This is a genomic window from Mycolicibacterium obuense (assembly GCF_055397605.1).
In genome coordinates this window covers 464850-491146 of the sequence record NZ_AP043663.1, presented here as the reverse complement: position 1 = coordinate 491146, position 26297 = coordinate 464850, and the positions used below count along the sequence as shown (strand labels likewise).

18 protein-coding genes are annotated in these 26297 nt (G+C 69.3%); 10 read left to right on the top strand and 8 right to left on the bottom strand.

The window, feature by feature from the left end:
- The first annotated feature begins 6 nt into the window (after positions 1–6).
- The 4 genes from ACZ50N_RS02250 to ACZ50N_RS02235 are packed head-to-tail and all read left to right on the top strand — an operon-like array spanning position 7 to position 2609.
- Positions 7–630, top strand: a complete 624-nt coding sequence (locus ACZ50N_RS02250; RefSeq protein WP_046364445.1) for a TIGR03085 family metal-binding protein — start codon at positions 7–9, stop codon at positions 628–630.
- Positions 631–645: 15 nt separating this feature from the next.
- Complete coding sequence (locus ACZ50N_RS02245; protein ID WP_046364446.1) at positions 646–1578, top strand: LLM class F420-dependent oxidoreductase; 933 nt, start codon at positions 646–648, stop codon at positions 1576–1578.
- Positions 1579–1618: 40 nt separating this feature from the next.
- The gene (locus tag ACZ50N_RS02240; RefSeq protein ID WP_318257639.1) at positions 1619–2071 is read left to right on the top strand and encodes a hypothetical protein; all 453 of its coding nucleotides are present in this window, start codon (positions 1619–1621) and stop codon (positions 2069–2071) included.
- Positions 2072–2096: 25 nt separating this feature from the next.
- Positions 2097–2609, top strand: a complete 513-nt coding sequence (locus ACZ50N_RS02235) for a hypothetical protein (RefSeq protein ID WP_073682073.1) — start codon at positions 2097–2099, stop codon at positions 2607–2609.
- Here the strand turns inward: ACZ50N_RS02235 and ACZ50N_RS02230 are convergent.
- The 5 genes from ACZ50N_RS02230 to ACZ50N_RS02210 all read right to left on the bottom strand — a co-directional run bounded on the left by ACZ50N_RS02230 (position 2545) and on the right by ACZ50N_RS02210 (position 9696).
- Positions 2545–4338: an Hsp70 family protein gene (locus ACZ50N_RS02230; protein WP_464474523.1), complete on the bottom strand. Its 1794-nt coding sequence runs from the start codon at positions 4336–4338 to the stop codon at positions 2545–2547. The genes ACZ50N_RS02235 and ACZ50N_RS02230 overlap by 65 nt on opposite strands.
- A gap of 49 nt (positions 4339–4387) precedes the next feature.
- Positions 4388–5869: a dynamin family protein gene (locus tag ACZ50N_RS02225; RefSeq protein WP_048424468.1), complete on the bottom strand. Its 1482-nt coding sequence runs from the start codon at positions 5867–5869 to the stop codon at positions 4388–4390.
- A gap of 28 nt (positions 5870–5897) precedes the next feature.
- Positions 5898–7727: an isoniazid-induced dynamin-like GTPase IniA gene (gene iniA, locus ACZ50N_RS02220; RefSeq protein ID WP_464469584.1), complete on the bottom strand. Its 1830-nt coding sequence runs from the start codon at positions 7725–7727 to the stop codon at positions 5898–5900.
- Between the two features lie 90 nt (positions 7728–7817).
- On the bottom strand, positions 7818–8906 hold the full coding sequence (locus tag ACZ50N_RS02215) for an IniB N-terminal domain-containing protein (RefSeq protein WP_464474522.1): 1089 nt from the start codon (positions 8904–8906) through the stop codon (positions 7818–7820).
- A gap of 244 nt (positions 8907–9150) precedes the next feature.
- Positions 9151–9696, bottom strand: coding sequence for an Rv0340 family IniB-related protein (locus ACZ50N_RS02210; RefSeq protein WP_073685524.1), 546 nt, complete (start codon positions 9694–9696; stop codon positions 9151–9153).
- 237 nt (positions 9697–9933) lie between these two features.
- On the opposite strand from ACZ50N_RS02210, the gene ACZ50N_RS02205 reads away from it, so the two are divergent.
- From ACZ50N_RS02205 to ACZ50N_RS02185, 5 genes are all read left to right on the top strand, one after another.
- Positions 9934–11727, top strand: coding sequence for an Hsp70 family protein (locus ACZ50N_RS02205; RefSeq protein WP_464474521.1), 1794 nt, complete (start codon positions 9934–9936; stop codon positions 11725–11727).
- An 8-nt stretch (positions 11728–11735) separates the two neighbouring features.
- Positions 11736–14276: an isoniazid response ATPase/transcriptional regulator IniR gene (gene iniR, locus ACZ50N_RS02200; RefSeq protein WP_464474520.1), complete on the top strand. Its 2541-nt coding sequence runs from the start codon at positions 11736–11738 to the stop codon at positions 14274–14276.
- A gap of 133 nt (positions 14277–14409) precedes the next feature.
- A complete protein-coding gene (locus ACZ50N_RS02195) occupies positions 14410–17499 on the top strand; it encodes a heterodisulfide reductase-related iron-sulfur binding cluster (protein ID WP_464475747.1) in 3090 nt (1029 codons plus the stop codon).
- A gap of 151 nt (positions 17500–17650) precedes the next feature.
- Positions 17651–18556: a nucleoside hydrolase gene (locus ACZ50N_RS02190; RefSeq protein WP_464474519.1), complete on the top strand. Its 906-nt coding sequence runs from the start codon at positions 17651–17653 to the stop codon at positions 18554–18556.
- A 45-nt stretch (positions 18557–18601) separates the two neighbouring features.
- On the top strand, positions 18602–19870 hold the full coding sequence (locus ACZ50N_RS02185; protein WP_166429144.1) for a pyridoxal phosphate-dependent aminotransferase: 1269 nt from the start codon (positions 18602–18604) through the stop codon (positions 19868–19870).
- On the opposite strand, the gene ACZ50N_RS02180 is transcribed toward ACZ50N_RS02185, so the two are convergent.
- On the bottom strand, positions 19854–20525 hold the full coding sequence (locus ACZ50N_RS02180; RefSeq protein ID WP_464474518.1) for a DUF4304 domain-containing protein: 672 nt from the start codon (positions 20523–20525) through the stop codon (positions 19854–19856). The two genes, ACZ50N_RS02185 and ACZ50N_RS02180, sit on opposite strands and share 17 nt — an antisense overlap.
- A 119-nt stretch (positions 20526–20644) precedes the next feature.
- Between ACZ50N_RS02180 and ACZ50N_RS02175 the strand changes: the two genes are divergently transcribed.
- Positions 20645–21877 carry a YibE/F family protein gene (locus ACZ50N_RS02175; RefSeq protein WP_464474517.1) on the top strand — a complete coding sequence of 411 codons (1233 nt, stop codon included), beginning with the start codon at positions 20645–20647 and terminating at the stop codon, positions 21875–21877.
- Here ACZ50N_RS02175 and ACZ50N_RS02170 read toward each other — a convergent pair.
- Positions 21874–24057 (bottom strand): NHL repeat-containing protein, encoded by a 2184-nt coding sequence (locus tag ACZ50N_RS02170; RefSeq protein ID WP_464474516.1) that lies wholly within the window; start codon positions 24055–24057, stop codon positions 21874–21876. The two genes, ACZ50N_RS02175 and ACZ50N_RS02170, sit on opposite strands and share 4 nt — an antisense overlap.
- Positions 24058–24089: 32 nt before the next feature.
- Positions 24090–26267 carry an NHL repeat-containing protein gene (locus tag ACZ50N_RS02165; RefSeq protein ID WP_464474515.1) on the bottom strand — a complete coding sequence of 726 codons (2178 nt, stop codon included), beginning with the start codon at positions 26265–26267 and terminating at the stop codon, positions 24090–24092.
- Between the last annotated feature and the right edge of the window lie 30 nt (positions 26268–26297).

The following is a 26297-nucleotide window of genomic DNA, read 5'->3' as shown; positions in this document are numbered from 1 at the left end:
GCACCCATGACCGTCGCCCAGCGGGAACGCGCCGCCCTGGTGTCCACGTTCCGCACGCTCACGCCGGACTCCCCCACCCTGTGCGACGGGTGGGACGCCCGTGACCTGGCCGCCCACCTCGTCGTGCGGGAACGTCGCCTCGACGCCGCACCGGGCATCCTCATTCCCGCGCTGGCCGGGTACACCGACCGGGTGCAGAAGCAGGTGTCGGCGGCGACGGACTGGGACGCCCTGGTCGATCAGGTGGCTGAAGGGCCGCCGCTGTACTCACCGTTCAAGCTGCTCGATCCGATCGCCAACGTCGCGGAGATGTTCATCCACAACGAGGACGCTCGCCGAGCACAGCCGGGCTGGGAGCCACGGCCGCTCGACGATCAGACCGTCGCCGCGCTGCGCCGTCCGGTCGCGATGATGTCGCGGATGACGCTGCGACGTGCCCCCGCCACTGTGGTCCTGCAGACACCCCAGGGTGAGCGGCTCGCGACGGCGGGACGCGGCCCGACGCTGACCGTCATCGGGGACCCCGGCGAGCTGTTGCTGTTCATCACGGGCCGCGACGAGGCCCAGGTCGAGTTCGACGGCCCACCCGAGCTGGTGGCCGAGGTGAAGGCCGCCCGCGGCGGCCTGTGACGCAAGGAGAAACCCATGGACTTCCGCATCTTCGTCGAACCCCAGCAGGGCGCCACGTACGCCGACCAGCTCGCCGTCGCGCAGACGGCCGAGAGCGCGGGCTACTCCGCCTTCTTCCGATCCGACCACTACGTCGCGATGAGCGGCGACGGGCTGCCCGGCCCCACCGACTCCTGGGTGACGCTCGCGGGCCTGGCCCGCGAGACGTCGACCATTCGCCTCGGCACCATGGTCACCTCGGCGACGTTCCGGCACCCGGGACCGCTGGCCATCTCGGTCGCCCAGGTCGACGAGATGAGCGGCGGCCGTGTCGAATTCGGTATCGGCGCGGGCTGGTTCGAAGCCGAGCACAAGGCGTATGCGATCCCGTTCCCGCCGCTGGGCGAGCGGTTCGACCGGCTGACCGAGCAGCTGGAGATCTTCACCGGGCTGTGGACCACCGAGACCGGCCAGACCTTCGACTACGCCGGCACCCACTACGACATCACCGACTCCCCCGCGCTGCCCAAGCCCGTGCAGTCGCCCCACCCGCCGATCATCATCGGCGGCGGCGGCGCCAAACGGACTCCGGCGCTGGCGGCGCGCTTCGCCGCGGAGTTCAACATCCCGTTCGTCCCGCTGGACACGCTGAGCACGCAGTTCGCCCGGGTGGCCGACGCGGTCGAGGCGGCGGGCCGGCCCGCCGATTCGATCGTCTACTCGGCGGCCTTCGTGCTGTGCGCGGGCCGCGATGACGACGAGATCGCGCGCCGCGCCTCCGCCATCGGCCGCGAGGTCGACGAACTGCGGTCGAACTCCCCCACGGTCGGCACCCCCGACGAGATCGTCGACAAGCTCGGACCGTTCGTCGAGGCCGGCGTGCAGCGGGTGTACCTGCAGCTCCTCGACATGTCCGACCTCGACCACGTCGATTTCTTCGCCGAGGCCATCGCACCCCAGCTCGGCTGACTCAGCGGACCCAACCGGCCCGCGGTTACTATCGGTGGCCGTGACCAGGCCGGATCGAGACGAGGGCGCGCATCGCGATCCGTCGGACGTCCCGTGGCACAACCGGACCTCGACGCTGCTCGGCGTCAGCGTCGTGGCGCTGGCGGTCATCGCGGCGCTCATCGCCGGCGGACTGTGGCTCGGCCGCCAGTTCACCGAGCCCGAGCAGGCGCCGCTGAACTATGTCGACCCCACGTTCACGAGCAACTCCGCACCGGCATCGTCGACACCGACCACCACCGAGACGATCACCAGCACCAGCCCACCGATGACCACCGACATCAACCCGGAGTCGACGACGCCCACCACGACAGATTCGGAGACGCCGAGCACGTCACGGACGCCGCGCACCTCGCGTACCCGCGACGATGACGGCGAGGGGGACGGGGACACCACGACGACGCGCAAACGGCCCAGAACCAACGTGACACGCACGCTCTACCCGGGCACGTAGCGGCGAGAGCCTACTATCGGCATTCGTGGCGCGATACGGATCCGGTGACGACGAGAACTACTACTCCGACGACGATGCGACCCAGGTCAGCAACTACGGGCAGGGCGGCTATCCGGACGACTATCAGGCTGGCTACGACCAGCCCACACCGTGGTACCGCAAACCCGCCGCGCTGGTGGCGTTCGGCGCGCTGGGCGCGGTCATCATCGCGCTGATCATCTTCGGGCTCGCCAAGGCCATCACCGGGGATGCGCCGTCGGAGCCGAGCACGTCGCTGACACCGTTGACCTCGAGTTCGGCGCCGGCCCTCACGTCGAGTTCGACGGCCGGCGAGACGACCGAGACCACCACCGAGACCACGACGCCGACCACCACGACCACGACGCCGACCACGACTGAGACCACCGCACCGACGACCACCACGACAACGACGACTCAGCCGTCGACGACGGTGAGCACCAGCACGAGCACCGTCACGCAGACGGAGACTCAGACGCAGACGGTGACGCAGTCGTCGGCTCCGCCACCGGCGCCGTAGTGGTCGCGGGCGCCTCGCTGATGGGCGCCTGAGTAGTGGTCACGGGCGCCGCGCTGGTGGGTGCCTCGCTGGTGGGTGCCTGAGTCGTTGTCGGCTGCGCAGACGACGACGGTGCCGGCTCCGGCGTGGACGACGGCGCCGGCGTGGGGCTGGGCTTCGGCGTGGGTGCAGGGAACGTGAACTGCGGCAACGGAAGTCGCGGCCACACCGGCGCGGGCGCCACGGGAGCAGGCGCAGCGGGAGCCGGCGCAGCGGGCGCCGGAGCCGGAGCAGGTGCGGGCGCAGCGGGAGCCGGCGCGGGGGCGGCCTGCTTGGCGACCACCTGACCCTGGGGCGCCGCCGGCGCGGGGGCGGCCTGGACCGCGACGGGCTGAGGTGCGGGCGCCGCAGCGTCGACGGTCTGCGTGGCAGCGTCGGCCTGCGGCGCCTCCGCGGGTGGCGCCGCCGCCGGTTCGAGCGCGTGCATGGCGACGGGCGTGCTGATCCCCGATGCCGGTGAGGTCTCGTCGCTGCGGGCGATCTGGCTGGTGAGCATCACCGCCGCCGTCGCGATCGCTGCGACGCACGCCGCGCCGGCCAGCCACACCGGGGCAGCCACGCGTTTCTTCGCCGGGGTCTCCTCGGCGCCGTGGCCGAATTGCACGACTGGGCGCGCCGCACCCGTGTCCGCTACCGCCTCGGTGTCCGCTGCCGACATGGCGAATTCGGTCTCGACCGCGTCGTCCTCCTCGGCCGACCAGGCCAGCGCAGGCACGGCAGGCGCCAGCATGGTCGCGGCGGCCGGGACCGCGACGGTCGCGGCCTGCTGCTCGACACTGCGCAGCGCCAACAGCTCGGCGCCCGTGGCTGCGGCGATCTGCGGATGCACGGTGGTGCGCAGCGGGGCGCGCAGTGCGTCGGAAAGTCGTTGTGTCACCAGCGGAATGCGAGCCCCACCGCCGACGGTGACCACGGCCGTCGGTGTGACCCGAGCACGGTTCAGCACGTCGACGATCGTCACCACCAGGCGATCGAGCGGCTCGGCGATCAGCGCCTCGAGCTCACCGCGCGTCACGCGGACAGGGCCGCGAGCGCCGGCCACAGCGGTTGCGGTCAACTGAGACAGCCGTTCTTTGGCGGCCCGGCTCTCCGCGCGCAGATCCAGCAGCGAGGCCACCGCGGAGGTGCCCGCCGGGTCGAGCTCCAGGCCGTCGATGACGTGGCGCAGCAGCGCCTGGTCCACGAGGTCGCCGGAGAACTCGTCGCAGCGCACGGTCGGTCCGATCGGAGCAAAGCCCGCGCCGGCGTCGGCGAGGGTGATGCTCGTGCCGCCGGCGCCGAGGTCGACCAGCAAGACCACGCCGCGCGCCGGCAGGCCGGGGCCGGCGGCGACGGCCGTCAGGGCCGCGGTGGCCTCGGATACGACGTGCAGGTGCGGTGCGACGGCGCGCAGTGCGGCGACCGCCCCGTCGGACCAGTGTCCGGGCACCGCGACCGCGCCCAGCTGCGGCCGGTATCGCGGGGAGGCCTGCCGGGTGGCCGCTTCGATCGCGGCGGCGGCCAGACCGTCGGCGCGGTGCGCGGAACCGTCCCCGGCCAGCATCGGCACCGGGTCGCCGACGCGGTCGACGAACCCGGTCACCGTGACGCCGGGCCGGATCGTCACCGCCGCGGGCCGGACGATCGGCCGGCCGCCCGTCACGGCGACGAGGTTCGCCGATCCCAGCGAAATCCCCACAGAAGAGCGCATACCTGTTAGTCGTTCGGCGCAGCCGAAACGTTAGGCGCACGACGAGATGTCAGGAATACCCGGCGACCAGCGCTTCGGCACTGCGCACCGCGGCCCGGCAGGCCCGCGTCGTGAACGGATCGTTGAGCGGATGTTCGGCGCGGCGACGCCAGCGTTGGGCTGCGGCGAACGCGGCCCTGGGACCGTCGTCGGCCGTCTCCGGCGTCAGCCCCAACCGGCTCGCGGGGTCGGCGCCCGAGCCGCCGATCAACCGTCGCAGTGAGGCCATCTCGTCGGGGTTCAGCGTGGTCGGGCGGGATCGCAGCGCACTGAGCAGCCGCAGCTCCTCGAAGGCGTGCGTGTCCGCCAGCAGCGGCTCGATGTCGGCGAGGATGTGCGGCGTCGCGGGGATCGGATTGCGGGTGACGATCTCCCGCAGCGTCAGCAGCGCGGTGTGCGCTTTGAGCAAGTCAGAACGCTGCGCGAACTGCTGGTCGATCACCTCGCGCAGCGCGACCAGCCCGCTGCGGTCCAGCAGCTCGTCGGCCAGGGCCACCGAGTCGCTGACCCCGGCGCGCAGCACCGCGATCGAGATCCGGATGCCGAACATCCCGAACCGGTCGAGCAGCGCGGCGCGGGTGGCGGCGTCCACCGGCAGGGTGGTGTCCTCGCGGACGAACCGGTCGACCGACAGCATCGCCTTCGTCAGCTCGGTCGAGTCGACGCCGGCGAGCTTCTCCAGCGCGACGAACTCGCTCTGCCGCAGGGTCCGCGCGGTCAGCGCGAGCAGGCCCGACACCGGGACCACGGCCTGGCAGATGCCGGTGCGGTCCATCTCGGCGGTGAAGCGCTGGGCCACGTCGCGGGCGGACATCATCGCGTCGATGCGGCCGGCCCCGATCTCGTCGGCCCGCGACGCCACCCCGATGACGCCGAGCGCGCCGGCCGAGCCGCCGACCAGGTCACCGATTTGCTGGAGCAGCGCGATGTCGGCGGCGTTGAGGGTGCGCAGCAGAAACACGACGGCGTCGACGCGCGGTATCCCGTCGGCGGGGACCAAAAGCCGCAACGTGCGCGCGGACACGTCGCGGGACAGCGACGACGTGCCCGGGGTGTCGATGATCGTCGCGTCGATCAGCTCGGCGGCCGGCCATTCGACGTCGAGGTCGACGACGTCCTCCGGGTCCAGGCGGGCCAGGTCGAAGGTCAGGCCACGGTCGGTCGGGTCCCGCGTGATCGGCACGTTGGAGCGGTGCCCGTCGCGGTGGTTGGCGCTCACCCGCGGCGTGGGTCCGTGCCGGAACCAGGTGACGATGCGGGTGGCCTCGGTCGCGTCGGTGGGGGCGATGGTGTCCCCGACAAGAGCATTGACCAGCGTCGATTTACCGGCTTTGAGGGTGCCGGCGAGCGCGATCCGCATCGGCTGGTTGAGCCGGTGTCCGACGCGGGCGAGCTCGTGATGCAGCGCGGGACGGTCGCGGTAGGCAGGGTCGGCGCGGTAGGCGGCGATGGTGCCGCCGAGGATTGCCCGCACGCGGTCGCTGGTGCTCAGTGCCGTCCCGTCCTGCTCGCCCGACTGTTTAGCTCTTCGAGCTTAGTGACCCTTCCGCGGCGAGCTTGTCGGCGTGCTCGACGACCTGGCGCAGGATGTTGAGCTGCCGTTCCAGTTCTTTGACCCGGCCGGCGTGTTCGGTCTCGGCCACCTTCGCCGCGGCCAGCGTCGCCTGCAGGGATTCGTTCAGTGAGCGGCTGGTCTGGTTGGCGATGTCGCGGTAGTGGTCGCGCAGCTGGCGCTGGATCGCCTTGAGCCGGTCGCGGGACTCCTTGCCGACGACGAACGCGACGTCGTCGACGAACCGGCGCACGTTGCTCTTGGCCTCGCTGCGCACCCGCAGCATCCGGTTCTCCATGTCCTCCTTGTACGCCTTGCGGCCGAGGACGAAGCCGGCGCCGAGCGACAGCGGGTTGAACATGCCCAGCCCGGCGAACGAGGTCAGCATGCCGAACATCAGCACGCCGCCGTAGGAGCCGCGCATGCCGGTGACGACCTTGTGGCCGAACTTGATCGGCTTGGCTTCGAGGTGGGCCAACGAGGAGAACTCGGCAAACTCCGCACCCATCGCGCGCGGATCCAGGTCGGGCATCCGCACCGCGTCGAGCCCGGCCTCGGAGAACGTGCGAGCCACCTCGGCGGCCAGCGCCTCCGCGCGCCGGTAGGCCCAGACGAAGTTGTCGCCGACCGCGGTGGCCACCGCATCTTCGAGTTCGGCGCCGATCTCCGCCCACTGCAACGTCGGGTCGCCGGCGTCGATCACCGCTTCGGTGTGGAACGTGATGGTCCGAAACCGTTGCCGCAGATCGTGATCCACATCGGCGGTCAGGTCGGCGATCCCGTCGGAGAGCACCTGCTGCCACAGCGCGGTCTGCTGCAACGCATCCTGGGCCTCCTGCTTGCGCGCCTCCAGATCGGCGGTCAGCTTCTCCCGGGTGTGCGGGTCGTTGAGCGCGGACAGTTCGGCCTGCGCGGCGAGCATCAGATGTTCTGCGGCGGCGCGGATGTCGCCGAGCGCGTGGTCGCGGACGCGGTCCTTCTGCCGTCCCAGTACCTCCTCGGACAGGAACTTCACGATCGCCGGGAAGTTGGATTCCTCGTTGAGTTCCTTGTCGTTGAGCGCCACGGCGTGGCTGCGCAGCACCGACGACGCGGGAATCAGCGGTGTGGAGACCCCGGCACGGCGCAGGTGTGCGGCGTTGGCGTCGACCACCTGCCGCCAGTGCGGGTACAGATCGGTTTTGGTCGCCACGATCACCGCGACGGGACAGACCTCGAGCGCCTGGCGCAGGAACGTCATCTCGGGCTCGGTGAACTCGGCGCTGGTGTCGCTGATCAGCAGCATCGCGTCGGCGTCGGGCAGCAGCCCCAGCGTGGCCGACAGGTGCGGCTGCCCGTGCCCGCCCACGCCGGGGGTGTCGACGAACGCGAGGCCCCCTTTGAGCAGCGGGCTCGGCGCCGTCACCTCGATGCGCAGCACCTCGCGGCCACGGGCCGCCGGAGCCCGGCGCAGATCGCTGCCCAGGTCGGTGACGGGGATCTCGACCAGCTCGGGCTCGTCGCCGTCCGGGCGCCCGACCACGAGGCGGGCGGACGCCGGCTCGCCGTAGGACACCACGGTGGGCAGCACGGTCGACTCGTCGTCGCCGACGCGGGCCACCGGCATGTTGAGCAGCGAGTTCAGCAGCTGACTCTTGCCCTGTTTGAGCTGGCCGGCGATCACGACCCGGATCTGCGGGTCCTCGACGCGGGCCTTCGCCCGGGAGAGCCGGGCGACCAGGTCACCGCGCTGACGGGTCTCGGCGATCGTCCTGGTGTGGTCGAGGAGTTCGATCAGCACGCGGGTCGGTTGGGTCATGACGGCCCCTCCTTCGCCTTCGCTCTGGGTGTCAACGGTAAACGCCGAGCTGGCGGGGACCGGTGCGGTCCCCGCCAGCGGGTGGGTGGATCAGAACACGTCGAGCGGGGCGACCGCGTTGTGCGAGGCCACGTCGTTGTGAGACGCGACGTCCGGGTTGTGGGAGGCGATGTCGGTGTGCGACGAGAGCCCGGTGTCGTTGCCCGAGAACAGCGAGGTGTCGGTGTGGTTGCCCGATCCGATCGCGGTCTCGTTTCCCGAGCCGATGTTCGACTCGTAGCTCGAGGAGTGGTCCTCGATCGACGTGTCGTGCGAGGTCTCGGTGTGCACCGACGTGTTGGTGGACTCATCCACCGAGTTGTGGCTTCCGGAGTCGCCACCGATGGTGGTCTGCGTGCCGCTGTTGGCGTGGCTGTCGGAGACGATGATCGAGCCGGCGTTGCCGCCGTCGCCACCGGCGGAGTTGCCGCTGCCGATGCCGAGCAGGCTGCCGCCGTGCGAGCCGCCGCCGTTTCCGCCGGACAGGTCGTTGTCCTTGATCACGGCGCCGGAGTTGCCCGAGACCACGTCACCGCCGGCGTGCTGGCTGTTGTCCTCGATCTCGTTGCCGCGGCCCACCGCGACGTGCGAGCCCGACCCGGCGAGGATGTCGCCGTTGTTGACGTCGTTGTTGTTGCCGAGCACGGCGCCGTCGCCGCTGACGATGTCGCCCTTGTTGTCGCCGTCGACGACGACGCCGCCGTTGGTGGCGGTGTTGGTGCTCTTGTCACCGAGGGTGATGTCGCCGAAGCCGAGGTTGAAGGCGCCGTTCTGGGCGTTCGCGCCGGCATCCTGGTTCGGGCTCGCGAGCGGGATGTTGTTGTGGCTGGCCAGGTCGGTGTTCGTGTTCGGGGCGAAGGTGTTCTGCGGGGCCCAGGAGGTCTGGGGGGAGAACGGCGAGGCGAAGTTGGAGGCCAGCTGGTGGTGGTCGGCCACGGCACGCTGCAGGCCGACGATCGGGTCGCCGCCGCCGAGTGCGTATCCGGCCGGTGCGGCGGTGGCGGCGACAGAGGCGAGCTGGGCGGCGGTGACGTTCGGCAGGCCGGCGTCGCGCAGCGCGCCGTCGGGGTCGATGACGAACGACGCGGCCGACGCGGGGCTGCGGAACAGGTCGAGGATGAAGTCGATCAAACTCGTCATGGGAGTGCCTTTCGGGATGTCTCACCGGACTGCCCGGCGATCTGGAGACCACGTTATGGGCCGCGCGACCTCCCGGAAACGGGGCTGACACCCGCCACTGCAAGACCCCGATGCGGGATTCTCCTCGTCCCCCGTTAGGGGATTAGGGGCTGCGCCGGGGCTCCTGGGGAACGCCCTGTCTGCGCAGCTCACACATGCAAAAAGCCCGCGCAGGCGGGGCTGCGCGGGCTCTTCGGGGGACGGATCAGTGGAACAGATCGATATCAGGCAGGTGGTTCACCGGATGGACGTCATTGGTATCGCCGACAGCGTGGGTCCAGTGCTCCTGCGCGACCGGCTCGGCCAGCGCCAGGTGATCGGCTCCCGGGTTGTCGAACTGCACCGACGGCACGTCAGGCAGGGATTCCGCCGTCGAGGCGAGATCCAACGGTTCGTCGAGGTGGTCGACGATGGCGGGCACGGAATGGTCGGCGTCGATCGCGGTGCTGATGGTCGGGACGTGGTCGTCGAACGCGTCGAAGGCGGCGGTGGCAGCTCCGCTGGACCAGACGTTGGCGGTGTCGATTCCGGTGTCGATCCCGTGCTCGGCGCCCAGTGCGTCCCAGCTGTGAACGGGTGCCGCCATCGACAGCGACTCCGAGACAACAGGCAGGAGGTTCTGCACATCAGCGCTGGTCACATCGGTGAGGTGGGCGTCGGCGAGAGCCTGCGCCGGATCGGCGGCATAGGCAGCTGCCGCAGCTGGGTCGCGAACCAGCGACACCACGAAATCGACCAGTGAGTTCGCCACGTCCGGACCTTCCCTCGCATCTTTCTCGAAGCAGTGCGTGCACCGATGCTATCGGCGAGAGCGGTCTCGGCGGATCGGTGCTGTGCCCACCTCGCCGCCGGGGCCATTAGGGGATGTCCCGTTAGGGGCGGGCACGACACTAGGGGCGCTTGCCCGGCAAGCGGAGGTCCCACCACTAAGGTGGGGTGCGGTCCAGCGACACAGGACCGGACAGGGCCGAGGAGGGACTGCACCGCCATGACCGAACCACTGGGGTTGTCGATCGGGATGACGAACCTGGTGGCCGCGCGCGTCGGGCGGCCACCGGTGACGCGCCGGTCGATCCTGACCGTCTATCCCGACCGCGCCCCGGAGGTCGGGGTCCCGACCGACGGAGCGCACCCAGGACTGGTGTTGAGCGGCTTCGTCGACCGAGTCGGCGATCCGGTCCCTCTGGTGGCTGCCGACGGCTCGGCCCATCGCGGCGAGGTCGTGCTCGCCGAGGCACTGGCCGCGATGGCGCGCCTGGTCGACGGCGGTTCCCCGGTCGCCATCGCCGTGCCCGCCCACTGGGGGCCGGGAACGCTGGGCGCCCTGCGCGGTGCGCTGCGGTCCCGTCCGATCCTCGCCCCCGACGGCGTGCCCGCCGCCCTCATTCCCGACGCCTCCGCGGCGCTGGCCGCGTTGCAGGCCGCGCCGGGTCTGCCCGACCAGGGCGTGGTGGTCCTGGTCGATCTCGGCGGCAGTGGAACCAGCGTCACCCTCGCCGACGCGGGAGCGAACCTCGACCTGGTCGGCCAGACGGTGCGGTATCCGGACTTCTCCGGTGACGCGGTCGATCAACTCCTGCTCGATCACGTGCTGTCCGGTATCGCCGACGCCAACGATGCGGACCCGGCGGGTACTGCCGCGGTCGGCTCGCTGGCCCGACTGCGCGACGAGTGCCGTCAGGCCAAGGAGCGGCTGTCGGAGCAGACCGCGACGGTGGTGCCCGCCGAGTTGCCCGGCGTCCGGTCCGACATTCGGGTCACCCGCCCTGAACTCGAGCAGCTGATCGCCGAGCCCCTCGGCGGTCTTCTCGCCGTCATCGACGATGCTCTCCAGCGTGCCGCCGTCCCGACGGCCGGCATCGCAGCCATCGCGACCGTCGGCGGTGGGGCCGCGATACCGCTTGTCACACAACGACTTTCAGAACATCTCCGAGCACCGGTGATCACCACGCCGGAGTCGGCGCTCAACGTCGCGGCAGGTGCGGCCCTGGTGGCGAACCAGAGCCTGGATGCGCAGGCCGCCACCGGGCTCGCCCCCGCCGCCGGGGAGCCGACCGCGATGGCGCCGGCGGCGTGGGCCGCGGGCGCAGCCGGTTTGGCCGCGGGTCAGGCCGCTGACGACGGGGCCGCGTCGGCGACGTTCCGCGCCCTCGCGTGGTCGCAGGACGACGATCCGGGTAGCGAACCCGTGCCCTACACCGGCGCGGAGTACGTGTCCTCCCCGGAGCCGGCGCGGCCGCCGGTGGCCTTCGCGCCAGAAGACGGCCCGTACGACGAGCCCGCGCCGCTGCCCTGGTACAAGCGTCCGCCGCTGCTGTTCGGCATCGCGGCAGCCGCGGCTCTGCTGGCGGCCGGCGGACTGGCCATCACTTTGACCAGCTCGGACGGAGATCCAGGCACGGTCACCGAGACCGCGACACCGCCCGCGGAGTCGTCGCCCGTGGAGCTGCCGCCGCCGGTCACCACGGTGACGATCGGCTCGGACGGCATCGCGACCACGACCGTCAGCCAGCCCCCGCCGCCACCGCCGCCGTCGACCACGGACACCACCGCGCCGTCGTCGACGACCACGACGACGGCACCGACCACCACGACGACGACGAGCACCACGACGACCACCACTGCGCCGACGACCACGACGACGCGCACCACGACCACCCGTCCGACGACGACGCAGCCGCCGCCCACGACGACGGCACCACCGGTGACCACGACGGCCGCACCGCCCACCACGGAGGCGCCGCCGGTCGTCACGACGGTCGTCCCGGACGCCGGCGCCTGACCTCGGCGATGACCGGTCCGGGGGTTCGGCTCACCGATCTGCCACCGGCGGCGCGAGAGGTGGTCGGCGCAGTCGAGCGCGACCCTCAGGCAGCCACGAAGCTGCTGGTCACCGGAGGTATCGGGACAGGTAAGTCGACCGTACTGGCGGCACTGCGGCACTCACTGCGCACCGCAGGCCGCCCGGTGCTGTCCCGGCCGCCCCGTCCGGGGGACAGCGAGGGCGCGGCGGTGCTCGTCGACGACGCCGATCTGCTCGACGGCGACGACATCGAACAGCTCAGCGAGCTCGTCGCTGATCCCGACGCGACTGTGGTGATCGGTGCGCAGCCTCTGGCGCATCACCTGGCACTGCGTCGCCTGTTCCTCGCGCTCGAGCGCGAGAACCTTCCCATCGCGCTCGGTCCGCTGTCACCGGTCGACGTCGGCAGGACCACCGCCGCCGCTCTCGGCGAGCCCGCTGCGCCGGAACTGGTCCGAATGCTCGTCGGAGCCACCGCCGGCCTGCCGTTTCTGCTGGGACCTGCGATCCGCGCGGTGAATCAGGGTGTCCCCGCCGTGCGCCAGGCCGCCCGGTTCGGGCTGATCGAACGCCTCCGGCGTTTCGACGAACCGCTGCTCGACACCCTGCTCATCTCGTCGCTGGCCGGCGACCTCGGCCCCGATGACATCGCGGCCGGCTTGGCCACAACGGCCGATGCCGCCCGCGCGGCCGTCGATCGGGCTCGCGCCAGCGGGCTCCTCGACCCGTCGCTTCCCCCCGGATTCGTGCGCGAGGTCCACGACGCCGTCGCCTCCATCGCCGGCGCGGCGCGCCACCACGACATCGAGGTGTCGGTTCTGGCGTCGCAGGTCGCGTCGTCGACGTTGACGCCGGAGCTCGCGCTGCGGCTGGCGGAGCACGGGTTGCGCGACGAGCGACTGGCAGCGGCGCTGACCGAGCTGGCCGGCCAGGACGCCGCCGCACCCGCACGCGCGGTGCGCCTCTATCGGGCGGCGGCACGGGCGGGCAGCTCGGTGCCCGGTGCCCACCTGGCGGATGCGCTCGCGTTGACGGGTGATTGTGCGACGGCGGCGCGCCTCGCCGATGACATGCTGACGGCCCCCGACGCCGCGGACCGGGCGGCCGCAGTCCGCATCGCGGCGAGCATTGCGCTGCACGACGGCAACTCGGCGCAGGCCCGCGATCTGTTCGCCTGGCTCGGACCGACCACCGACGGCCACGACGACGCCAACGTCGGTGCTGCAGCGACGATCTCCGCGATGGCGGCGGGTGACGGGCCTGCCGCTCGAGCCGGCACCCGGGGCATCCCGACGGGACCGCCGACCTCGGTGGCCCGGGCGGCCCGCGCAGTAAGCGACGGCCTGGTCCTGACGCTCGACGCGCCCTATCCTGTGGCGCTCACCCGCCTGAGCCAGGCCATCGGCACCGAGGCGAGCCCGTCTCTCGTCACCCCCGACACCCCGGCCGCCTTGGTCACTCTGGCCGCGCTGCACGGCGGCGATCCGGTGCGCGCCCGTTCGGTGATCGGACGTGCGGTCCGTGACGGGGCACCGGAGGGGACCGGCGACGAGGTCACCGGTGCGATCTTCGTCACGCACCGGCATCGCCTGCTGCAGGGCTGGACTCTGATGCAGGACGGCCATCTGCAGGCGGCCGGGGCCGCGGTCGCCGCACTGTCCGGCAGGCAGCTGCATCGTCGCGACGCACTGTGGGCGGCGGCGCTGCACACGGCCATCGCCCGCCGCGGCGGTGACACCGGCGCCATGCAGCAGCACTGGTACGCGGCGATGGAGGTGCTCGCCGAGTGCGCGCCGGATCTGTTCTCGCTCCTGCCGCTGGGCGAACTCTGGATGGCCGCCGCCCGGATGCGTCAGGTCGACCGGCTGCGTCACGCCGTCGACCAGGCCTTCGAGGTGCTGGCCGGACTCGGCGATCCGGTGCTGTGGTCGGTTCCCCTGCACTGGGCAGGCGTGCACGCCGGCATTCTCGCCAATTCCCCCGCTGACGTGGCACCGCACGGCCAGGCGCTGACCGCTGCCGCTGCGCACTCGCCGCTGGCGAAAGTGCTGGCCACCGCCGGACGGACGTGGCTGCGGGTGCTCGCCGACGCGGTCGACGTCGACGAGGTCGCAGCCGCGGCGCGCGGGCTGGCGCACGTCGGCCAGACCTCTGATGCGACGCGACTGGCCGGACAAGCCGCGCTGCACACGACCGATCCCCGGGTGTCGCAGGCGATGCTGCAACTGGCCCGCGATCTCAAGCAGGCGGTCGCAGCACCGGAGGCGGTGATCGACGTCGCCGACGCGCCCACGCCCGCCCGGCCCACGACCGTGCGGGCACGGCCCGCCGCGGCGCTGTCTGAGCGCGAGCGGGAGGTGGCCGAGTTGCTGCTGCAGGGGCTGCCCTACCGCGACATCGGGGCCCAGCTGTTCATCTCGGCGAAAACTGTGGAGCATCACGTCGCCCGGATCCGGCGTCGACTGGGGGCCGAATCGCGCTCGGAGATGCTGTCCATGCTGCGCGTGATGTTGGCCCCCGCTTCCTGACCAACCGGTAGTTAGGGCGACCTTCGTAGCGCCGATTCCGCGCATGATGCGACTATGAGCTGGCAGCGAGCTAAGTTACTTGTCAGTAACATGGTCTAAGTTACCCACTGGTAACCAGAACCGGAGGATGCGCGTGGAAACCCAGATGCTGATCAGGATCATCGTCGGGGCGCTGATGATCGTCGTCGTCGGGCTGTTGGCGGTCAAACGCGTGCTGTGGCTGACCAAGCTGATCCGATCCGGACAGCCGCTCAGCGAGGGCAACAATCGCAAAGACAACCTCGGCAAGCGCATCACCACGCAGTTCGAAGAGGTGTTCGGCCAGACCCGCCTGCTGCGGTGGTCGGTGCCCGGCATCGCGCACTTCTTCACCATGTGGGGCTTCTTCGTCCTGGCCACCGTCTACCTGGAAGCGTTCGGGCTGCTGGTCGTCCACGACTTCCACATCCCGATCGTCGGCCGCTGGGACGTGCTGGGCTTCCTGCAGGACTTCTTCGCCGTCGCCGTGCTGGCCGGCATCATCACGTTCTCGATCATCCGCATCGTCCGCGAGCCCAAGAAGCACGGCCGCGATTCCCGGTTCTACGGATCGCACACCGGTGGCGCCTGGCTGATCCTGTTCATGATCTTCAACGTCATCTGGACCTACGCGCTGGTCCGCGGCGCCGCGGTGGTCACCGGCAACCTGCCCTACGGCAACGGCGCGTTCTTCTCCCAGCTGATGGGCGCGATCCTGCGGCCGCTGGGCGTGCCGGCCAACGAGTGGATCGAGACGCTGGCGCTGCTCGCGCACATCGCGATCATGCTGGTGTTCCTGTTGATCGTGCTGCACTCCAAGCACCTGCACATCGGCCTTGCGCCGATCAACGTCACGTTCAAGCGCATGCCGAACGGGCTGGGCCCGCTGCTGCCGGTCGAATCCAAGGGCGAGCTCGTCGACTTCGAGGATCCCGCCGAGGACGCTGTGCTGGGCCGCGGCAAGATCGAGGATTTCACCTGGAAGGGCTACCTCGACATGACCACCTGCACGGAGTGCGGGCGTTGTCAGTCGCAGTGCCCGGCGTGGAACACCGGTAAGCCGCTCTCCCCCAAGCTCGTGATCATGAACCTGCGCGACCACATGTTCGCGAAGGCGCCGTACTTCCTCGACGGCAAGGAATCGCCGCTGCAGAACACGCCCGAAGGTGGACTGGGCGAAGAGGTTCGCGGCGAGAAGGAGAGCGAGAAGCACTCCCACGAGCACGTCCCGGAGTCGGGATTCGAGCGCATCCCCGCCGACTCACCGCTGCAGGCGACCCGCCCGCTGGTCGGCACCCTCGAGCAGGGCGGCGTGATCGACCCCGACGTGCTGTGGTCCTGCACCACCTGCGGCGCGTGCGTCGAGCAGTGCCCGGTGGACATCGAGCACATCGACCACATCGTCGACATGCGCCGCTACCAGGTGATGATGGAGTCCGAGTTCCCCGCCGAGCTCAGCGGCCTCTACAAGAACCTGGAGAACAAGGGCAATCCCTGGGGCCAGAACGCCAAGGACCGCACCAACTGGATCGACGAGGTCGACTTCGATGTGCCGGTGTTCGGCAAGGACGTCGAGTCGTTCGCCGGTTACGAGTACCTGTTCTGGGTCGGCTGCGCCGGCGCCTACGAGGACCGGGCCAAGAAGACCACCAAGGCCGTCGCCGAGCTGCTGGCCACCGCCGGAGTGAAGTACCTGGTGCTGGGCGAAGGCGAGACCTGCAACGGCGACTCCGCACGCCGCTCCGGCAACGAGTTCTTGTTCCAGCAGTTGGCGGCGCAGAACGTCGAGACCCTCAACGGGCTGTTCGAGGGCGTCGAGCGGGTGGACCGCAAGGTCGTCGTGACCTGCCCGCACTGCTTCAACACGCTGGGCCGCGAGTACCCGCAGGTCGGCGGCAACTACACGGTGCTCCACCACACCCAGCTGCTGAACCGGCTGGTGCGGGACAAGAAGCTGATCCCGGTCAAGCAGGCCGATGGTGGGATGGACATCACCTACCACGACCCCTGCTACCTGGGCCGCCACAACAAGGAGTACTCGGCGCCGCGTGAGCTGATCGGCGCGTCGGGCGCGAAGCTGACCGAGATGCCCCGCCATGCCGAGCGCGGCCTGTGCTGCGGCGCCGGTGGTGCCCGCATGTGGATGGAAGAGCACATCGGCAAGCGCGTCAACGTCGAACGCTCCGAGGAGGCCGTCGACACCGGCGCATCGGCGATCGCGACCGGCTGCCCGTTCTGTCGCGTGATGATGACCGACGGTGTCGACGACGTGACGTCGACGCGCAGCCTGGAGAAGACGCCGGAAGTTCTCGACGTCGCGCAGCTGCTGCTGGGCTCGCTCGACAAGACCGGCGTCACGCTGCCCGAGAAGGGCACCGCGGCCAAGGAAGCCGAGCAGCGCGCGGCTCGCGTCGAGGCGTCGGCCCCCGCCGAGGTCGTCGAGGAGAAGGCGCCCGAGGCGCCCGCACCTGCCGAAGCGAAAACCGACACCGCACCGGCAGAAGCAAAGCCCGTCGAAGCCAAGGGACTGGGCATTGCCGGCGGGGCCAAGCGCCCCGGAGCGAAGAAGGCTGCCCCGGCCGCGGCGTCGACGACCGCTCCCGCTGAGGAAAAGCCGACCGAGGCGGCCGCCCCGGTCAAGGGCCTCGGCATCGCGGGCGGCGCCAAACGTCCGGGCGCCAAGAAGGCCGCGGCGCCTGCCGCCGAGAAGCCGGCCGAGGCGACCGCGGAGGCTCCTTCCGAGGCGCCTGCCAAGGCGGAGCCTGAGGTCAAGGGCCTGGGCATCGCCTCCGGAGCCCGCCGCCCGGGCGCGAAGAAGGCTGCCGCTGCCCCCGCCGCGTCTGCCCCGCCCGCCGCGCCCGCCGAGACACCGGCCGAGGCCCCGGCTCCTGCCGCCGAGACACCGGCCGCGCCCGAGCCTGAGGTCAAGGGCCTGGGTATCGCGCCGGGCGCCCGTCGCCCCGGAGCGAAGAAGGCACCCGCCGCTGCGGCTCCCGCTGCTGCGCCGAAGGCCGAACCGGCACCGGAGCCGGAGCCCGTCGCGGCTGAGCCGGAGCCCGCACCTGCACCTGAGCCGCCGGGCAACGGCAGCAGCAACGGCTCGAGCAATGGTTCCGGCAGCGGCGAAGCCCGCATCGTCGGTGACGAGCCGCCGGTGAAGGGCCTCGGCATCGCCAAGGGTGCCCGCCGCCCCGGCCGCAAGTAACTCCTCGAACGTGGGCCTTGTGTACGGATATTCATCAGATCCCGTACACAGGGCCCACGTTCGTCAAGCGGTAGTCCTGCTCGCGTTGGCGGCCTTGGCGTTTTCGGCCCTCACTTCCCCACCGCACGCCAGGGCCGCGCAGGACACGTGCGTGCTGATCGACACCGATCTCGACATCGACGACATGATGTCCATGCCGATGGTCGTCGGCAATCGGCACGTCGCAGCGGTCGTCACCACCGAGGGTTTCACGACGCCGGAGCTGGGCGCGGCAGCGACCAGTCGGCTGCTGGCAGAACCCGGACAGCGCACGATCCCCGTGATCGTCGGTGCCGGTATCGGTCGATCCGACGCCGACATCGCCTCCAGCTTCGGGGATTTCGTGCTCGTCTTCCGCCAGCTGATGGATCGGCTCAACAACTTCCTACCGGCCCCGTTACCGCCGACTCCGCGGCAGACCGACTATGTGCGGCAGGTCGTCGACGCAGTTGCGGGCTGTCAGCGGATCGATGTGCTGCTTCTCGGCGCCTTCACGTCGTTCGTGGATTACGGGCCTGCGATCAGGGCGAGGATCGGGCGCGTGGTGATCTCGGGCCGTCCGGTGAACGCCGACAGCGATCTCGAAGCCGTCGAGTCCTTCAACTGCAGCTACGACAGACGTTCGTGCGCAGAGGTTTTCCACGACCAACTGCCCGGGCTGACGCACAGTTTCGTCGATGTGCCGCGCAGTGACTGCGATCTGACGCCCAATCGTGCGGGGTGCGAGGGCACCGTCTACGGCCCGACGCTGGAGATGGCGCGATCACTGGGGCCGACCGGTCTGCCGAACACGCTCAAGCAGATCATGCTCAACCATCCGAATTCGTGGGCCATCGACACCTGGGAGAACTCGGGCTACGGCGGCCGGTCGCTGTTCTGGGATCAGTCGGCCGCCTTGGAACTGCTCGCACCGGAGCTGTTCGGTGACGTCGGCCCATATCGGGAAACGACGCTGAGCCCTGGGGACTTCCAACGCACGTGGGTGGACTTCACCAACCGTGCGGCGTCATACGCCTAGTGGATGTCGGAAATCTGCTGGACAGAGCGTGGGAGGATCGAACGCATGAGTACGCATCAGGTGCCCTGGCAGACCGGAAGTGGCCAGCACGCGCGTCAACGCGAGTTCACGCAGTCGTCCAAGCTGCAGGACGTCCTCTACGAGATCCGCGGGCCCGTACACGAGCACGCCGCACGGCTGGAGTCCGAGGGCCACCGCATCCTCAAGCTCAACATCGGCAATCCCGCGCCGTTCGGCTTCGAGGCGCCCGACGTCATCATGCGCGACATCATCGCCGCCCTCCCCTACGCGCAGGGCTACTCGGATTCGAAGGGCATCGTCAGCGCCCGCCGCGCCGTGTTCACCCGGTACGAGCTCGTCGACGGATTCCCCCGCTTCGACATCGACGATGTGTTCCTCGGCAACGGTGCCTCCGAGCTGATCCAGATGGTGTTGCAGGCGCTGCTCGACAACGGCGATCAGGTGCTGATCCCCGCGCCCGACTATCCGCTCTGGACCGCCTGCACGTCGCTGGCCGGCGGCACCCCCGTGCACTACCTGTGCGACGAGACGCAGGGCTGGAATCCCGACGTCGCCGATATCGAGTCGAAGATCACCGACCGCACGAAGGCGATCGTGGTCATCAACCCGAACAACCCGACCGGCGCCGTGTACAGCCGCGAGACCCTGGAGCAGATCGCCGAGCTGGCGCGCAAGCATCAACTGCTGCTGCTCTCCGACGAGATCTACGACAAGATCCTCTACGACGACGCCAAGCACATCTCGATGGCGTCAGTCGCACCCGATGTGCTGACGCTGACCTTCAACGGGTTGTCGAAGGCGTACCGGGTTGCCGGCTACCGGTCGGGATGGTTGGTGATCACCGGCCCCAAGGAGAACGCCGGCAGCTTCATCGAGGGCATCAGCCTGCTGGCGAACATGCGACTGTGCCCGAATGTGCCTGCCCAGCACGCGATTCAGGTCGCGCTGGGTGGCCATCAGAGCATCGACGATCTGGTGTTGCCCGGCGGCCGGCTGCTCGAGCAGCGCGACGTCGCGTGGGGCAAGCTCAACGACATCCCCGGTGTGTCCTGCGTCAAGCCTCAGGGCGCTCTGTATGCGTTCCCGCGGCTGGACCCGGAGGTGTACGAGATCCACGACGACGAGCAGTTGGTGCTCGATCTGCTGTTGCAGGAAAAGATCCTCGTCGTGCAGGGCACCGGATTCAATTGGCCCACACCGGATCACCTCCGCATCGTGACACTGCCCTGGGCGCGCGATCTGTCCAACGCCATCGAGCGGCTGGGTAACTTCCTGGTCAGCTATCGGCAGTGACCGGGCCCAGGACGCCGCGCTCGTTCAGCGTCGACGCCCACCGTCCCGTCTCCGCCCTGATCTCACGGCTGAAGTTCGACCACCGTTCCTGATGGCCGAAACAGTCCCGCAGAGTCGCCACATAACCGGTCAACGTGTCGATGTCGTCGATCGCGGCGAGGTAGCAGCACGTGGTCTCGTAGGCGATGAGCAGGTTGTTGGTGACGGCGTATCGGACCAACGCCGCTGTGGAGTCGATCTTTTCGAGCGCGTCGAGTAACATTCCGAGTCCCCGGCACAGCTGCTCGGTGAACGCCGTCATGTCCGTGTCCGGGCGTATCCGCAATTCGTAGGGCAGCTCAGGCACCAGGGATTCCCAGCGACGCTGCAGCAGGCACCTGTTCGCGCGGGTCCTCGGCCGGCCCTGTCCGGCACACGCCGAATCGATCTCGGCCGATGCCACCCCGACGTTGACGAAGAAGCCATGCCAGCGCACAGACCCGTTGTGCCAGTTCTCCTGGAAGCCGATCACGTCGTCGAGGGCTCCCCGTCGACGGCGGAACTCGTTGTCGATTCTGACGAAGCCGCGTGCCCTGAGGAAGCGCGCGACCTCTGTCGAGAGCATCGACTCATACGCGCGCTTCATCGCCACCGTGTTGTTGTCTCGTCGAGTCACGTCCACCCCCGGTCAGATCGATTGACAAGAACACTAAGCCGGTCGAAGGGGGCTGTTCCGCAGCAATTTCGGCGGCAGGCCAGGTGGCCCACCCAGCCGCACCGCCTACTCTGTCGAAGGTGGCGCACTCGCATTCCCATTCGCACTCGCTGGGTGGTCCGTCGCCACTGGGGCCCCTGGCCGCGAAGATCGTCGTCGCCCTCCTCGCGCTCAGCGGTGTCGCGGTGGTGATCGGGTTGGTGCTGCTGTGGCCCGGCAGCCAGAAGGCGGACATCCCGCTGCCGTTCCAGAACAGTGCCGGCGGTGCGGTCACCACGGAGGCGGGCCACGTCGTCTCGAGCCGGACCGCGACCTGTGGCAGCCCCTCGGCCGGCGCCGTGCTCACCGCCGATCCGCTCCCGGCGCCCGGTGAGGGAGCCCAGTGCGTGCAGACGCTCGTCGACATCGATTCCGGGCCGAACCAGGGCGCGACGACGCTGCTCGAATTCAGCGGCGGTCCCGGGCAACCGCATCTCGCCGTCGGCGACGACATCCGCGTCAGCCGCCAGGTCGACGACGCCGGGACTACGAGTTACGCGTTCTTCGACTACGAGAGGACGTGGCCGCTGACGGCGCTGGCCGCGGTGTTCGCCGTCGTGATCGTCGCGGTCGCGGGGTGGCGTGGGCTGCGTGCGCTGGTCGGCATCGTGATCGCTTTCGGGGTGCTGGTGGTGTTCCTGCTGCCGGCGTTGCGTGACGGAGCGCCCGCGATTCCGGTCGCGGTGGTGGCGTCGGCGGCCATCCTGTTCGCGGTCATCTATCTCGCGCACGGGGTCAGCCTGCGCACCAGTGCGGCACTGCTGGGCACGCTGTCCTCACTGCTGCTCGCCGCGCTGCTGTCCTGGGCCGCAATCGAAGTGGCCCACCTGACAGGATTGTCGGAGGACCAGAACAACGAGGTCGCCGCGTATTTGGGCAACGTGTCGATCACCGGATTGCTGTTGGCGGGCTTCATCATCGGTTCCCTCGGCGTGCTCAACGACGTCACGATCACTCAGGCGTCGGCCGTCTTCGAACTCGCCGGGGTCGAATCTGCCGGCCGCCGTGCCGTTTTCGTGGGCGCGATGCGGGTGGGTCGCGATCACATCGCCAGCACCGTGTACACGCTGGTGCTCGCCTACGCGGGCAGTGCGTTGCCGCTGCTGCTGTTGTTCAGCGTGGCCAACCGATCGCTGGGCGACGTGCTCACCAGTGAGAGCGTGGCGATCGAGATCGCCCGGTCGGCGGTCGGCGGCATCGCGTTGGCCCTGTCGGTGCCGCTGACGACCGGTATCGCGGCGGTGCTGGCCACGCCGAACCGTGCCGCGAGCTAGACGACGGGCGCGATGGTGTGCACGGTGGTGAAGCCGTCGGCGCTGACCGTGGTGACGTAGACGGTGCCGTCGGGGCCGACGACGGGGATGGCCGTCGGGCGCGTGCCGTCGTCGAGGTCGAGCACCTTGGTCACTCCGGTCGTGGTGAATGCGTACACCGCTGGGTCGTCGGGGGCGTTGCTCGCGACGTACCCGGTGCCGTCGGACCCGAAGACCATGTACTTCTGGGGATACACCGGGTAACCGGTTTCCACCGGATGTGTCAGTACCAGCGTCACACCTGTCAGACCTGCGGCATCGAACCCCACGAACTGAGCGCCGGCTGCCGGATCGTTGCGCAACATCAGATACCCGCTGCCGTCGGGGGCGAACTGGACGTCGGTCGAACTCCCGAGTAGCGGGCCATGCAGGGCGGGCGAGAACGTGTCGTTGGACAGCGTGAGCAAGATCTCCGCAGTAGCGGCAGCGCCGAGGTCCCTCACTTGATTGATCTGATAGGCCGCACCGTCGGGACCGAAGAAGACCTCACCCGGCACGGTGCCCTCGGGCAGCTCGATGGTGCGGTTGACCGAACCGTCAGGGTTGAGCACCGCAAGATAATTCGCGCCGTTGGCGGTGTAGGTGACGTACCCAAGATCGTCGGTCTGTTCTCCCGCGCCGAGGATTCGGTCGAAGGAACCCAATGACGGTGCGACACCAGGCAGTTGTACGGTGCTGCGGCTGGTGCCGTCGGGACTGATGACGACGACCGGTGTGCTGGCCGGGTCCTTGATCGTCGCGTAGACAGTGCCGTCCGCACCGACCTGGAGGCTGCGAAGGCGTGCGTCGATGATCCTCGGCGTGGTGATCGCGGTCGGGTTGATCTTGTAGATCGAGGTGGAACCCTCACCCTGGTCGACGTTCCCGGGATAGGTGACGGTCGCGAGGTAGATGCCGTCGTTCTTCACGGTGTAGATGCTCGGCAGACCCGCCACGGTACGTATCGTGCCGTCGCCGTCGCGCAACGTATAGATGCGGGTCGTCTTGCCGCCGAACAGCGTTCGGACTGCGACGGGCAAGTAGATGTATCCGTCCTCGCCGCGGATCGGTTCCATGCCGTCAGCGCCACCGGGCAGCAGGAATGTCTTGGTCTTCCCGTCTGGGCCGATGGCACGCAGCGTCCGACTGCCGAACTGGGACGACACCAGATATGCACTGCCGTCGTTCGCCAGCGTCACGCTCGTATTGGAGGCGTACGTCCGCACCGTGTTAGTCGGCGAGACGCGGACCGTGCGGTAATCGATGTTGCCGATGGGGCTGAATATGAAGGGGATGTTCGTGTCGAAGTACAGCGAACCGTCGACCCCCACCTGCGGCCTTCCGCTGGTGAATCCGGCGACTGTCGCGATCTTCGTGACCTCGCCCTGGCCGTTCACCGACCACAGCGTGGAGCGGGTGGCGCGGTCGTTGGTCGTGACGACCACCAGCGAGCCATCCGTCCTTGAGACCGGGATCGACGAGCCCGATGTGCCGGCGATCGCATCGCTGGTGGTGATCACGTGACCGTCGCTGTCGACGACGCTGACCCGGATTCCATCCGCGTCGCGCGTGACCTGATAGATAGTGCCTGTCGAGCCGACGACCACGGGTCCCTGTGGCATGCCGCGGATCTCGGTGTCGGCGGGGTCGGCCACTACGGATCGGCTCGCCTGCACAACACTGGACGTCGCCGCTGCTGCGGCCCTGTCGGCCCGGCGCTCCTCGACCTGCTGCCGGGCGGTCGCGAGCATCGTCAGAAGCAGCGGCGCCGCCGCGGGTGGTTCGGAGTCGTCGTCCCGGGGTGTTGCGGTCCGCGGCGTGAACAGCGGCTTGAACAGCCGGCTGCCGGCTGGCGTCTCGACGTCCTTCTTTGCCTCCGCGTCGTCGTCTTTCGGCGCTGCAACAGATTTCTGCGAGTCGTCAGAGCTTTCACTCTCGGTGGTCTTCGTCGTCGCGGCACGCTTGGCGCCAAAGCCCCGCTTTTTTGCGGACTTCTCAGCAGGCTTGTCCGCCGAGGCTTTCGAGGGACCGGCAGTCGCACTCACCGAGGGAGTGTCGTCGGTGTCCGCCCACGCCACGGTCGGCACCGCGGCGATCGCCGATCCGATGCCCAGCGCCACGGCAAGCCCCCCGACGCGGCCGACGTACTTCTCGAACCCCATGCGCCCTCCGATTGTGTTGTGGTGGTTCATGTTCAGACTGCGTTCGGCGGCGCGATGGTCCGCACGATGGTGAAGCCGTCGGCGGTACCGGTGGTGACGTACACCGTGCCGTCGGGTCCGATGACGGCACCGGAGGCCGGTGGCGTACCGGCGAGGTCGAGGACCTTGGTCACCCCGGCCTTGGTGAGTGCATACACCGCAGGGCCGTCGGGATCGTCGGTGGCGATATAGGCGGTGCCGTCAGCAGCGAATGCCAGCGCCTGATCGGGACTGATCTTGTTACGGAACTGACGGCTGTCCATGACTGTGAGAACCGTCCCCGTCAACCCTGACGCGTCGAAGCCGACGATCTTCACTCCAACCCCAGAATCCGGACGGACCAACAGGTATCCGCTGCCATCGGGGCCGAATTGAATGCTGCGCGAGGAGTCGTAATCCGACCCTGGGTTGAGAAGGGGCGAGAACGTGTCGTTCGACAGGGTCAACAGCACCCGCGACTGATAGGTAGTGCCCGGATCCTGCGTGTAGTTCAGGAGATACGCCGCTCCGTCAGGGCCGTAGAACACGGAGCCCGGCGTCGTGCCGGCCGGGAGTTCGATGGTGCGATCGATGGACCCGTCGGGGTTCAGCACGGCGAGGTAGCTGGCGCCGTTGGACATGTAGGTGAAGTAGCCGTGGTCGGTGGCCTGCTCGGCGTCTCCCTCGGACACCGCCGGGTCGGCGAGCAGGTCGATGGTGGTGCGGCTCGTGCCGTTCGGGCTGATGATGACGACCGGAAGACCGTCAGGATTCTCGAGCAACGCGTAGATCGTGCCGTCTGCCGCCACCTGGAGACGCCCATCGTAGAAGCGCTTGAGGCGCGCCGCGATGATCCGCGGATCACCGACGGCCGTCGGTAGGACCTTGTAGATGTACGTGGTACCTTCGTCGCCGACGTCATAGTTGCCCGGGAAGGTGGACGTGACGATGTAGACGCCGTCGTTCTTCACGACAGCTTGTTGCAGCTGTCCCGTCAAGGTTTTCGTGGAGACCTGCGTGCCGTGCATCGTGTACAGCTGAGTTTCCTGGCCAGCGAACAGCTTCTGGACAGTGACGGGCAAGTAGACATAGCCGTCGTCATCGACGATCGGGTAGCCGTAACCGACCCGCCCCGGCAGCAGGATCGTCCTGGTCGTGCCGTCGGCCCCGAATACCCGCAGCGTTCGATTGTTCGACTGGGTGGACGTCAGATAGGCGCTGCCGTCCGGCGCCAAGGTCACGTTCGTCGACGTCGCGAATGTCCGCACGGCATTCGTCGGCGAGACTCGGAACGTGCGGTAACCGATGTTCCCGATGGGGCTGAAGATGAACGGAATCGTGGTGGCGAAGTACAGCGAACCGTCGGCTCCCACGTCCGGTGTGCGGGTGGTCCCCCTGACCGTCACGATCTTCGCGACCTCACCCTGACTGTTCACCGACCACAGGGTCGACCGGGTCTCGCGCTCGTTGGCTGTGATGACCACCACCGTGCCGTCCGGCCGAGCGACCGCGGTCGAACCACCGAATGGTGCACCGGGAAACGCGTCGCTGGTGGTGATCACGTGACCGTCCTGGTCGACGATGCTGACCCGGGTTCCGTCCGCATCGGTGGTGACCTGATAGATCGTCCCGGTGGAGCCGACAACCACCGGCCCCTTCGGCACCCCGCGGATCTCGGTGTCGGCGGGATCTGCGTCGGCGGCGGGGCTGGCCTGCACGGCACTCGACGTTGCCGCCGCAGCGGCCCTGTCGGCCCGGCGCTCCTCGACGTGCTGGCGGGCCGTCGCGAGCATCGTCAACAGCAGTGGCGCAGCCGCGGGCTTCGAATCGTCGTTCCGGTCATCCTTCTGGGCAGCTGCCCGCGGGGTGAACAGCGGCGTGACCAGCCTGCGCTTGGCGGGCGCTTCTGCGTCAGAGTCCTGATCCACCGACGTGACAACCGGTTTCGCCCCGTCGGCGTCGGTGTCGGTGTCCTTGGTCGACGGAGCCCGTTTCGAACCCCGCGCACGCTTCGTGACCGATCTGTCAGCCCGCGTATCCGCCGACGCCTTCGACGCGCCGGCGGGCGCACTCACCGACGGGGTGTCGTCGGAATCTGCCCACGCCACCCCCGGCACCGCCGCGATCGCCGAGCCGATCCCCAGAGCGACGGCCAATCCCCCGACACGACCGACGTACTTCTCCCACCCCATGAGCCCCCCTCGGCGTCAAATATGACAGCA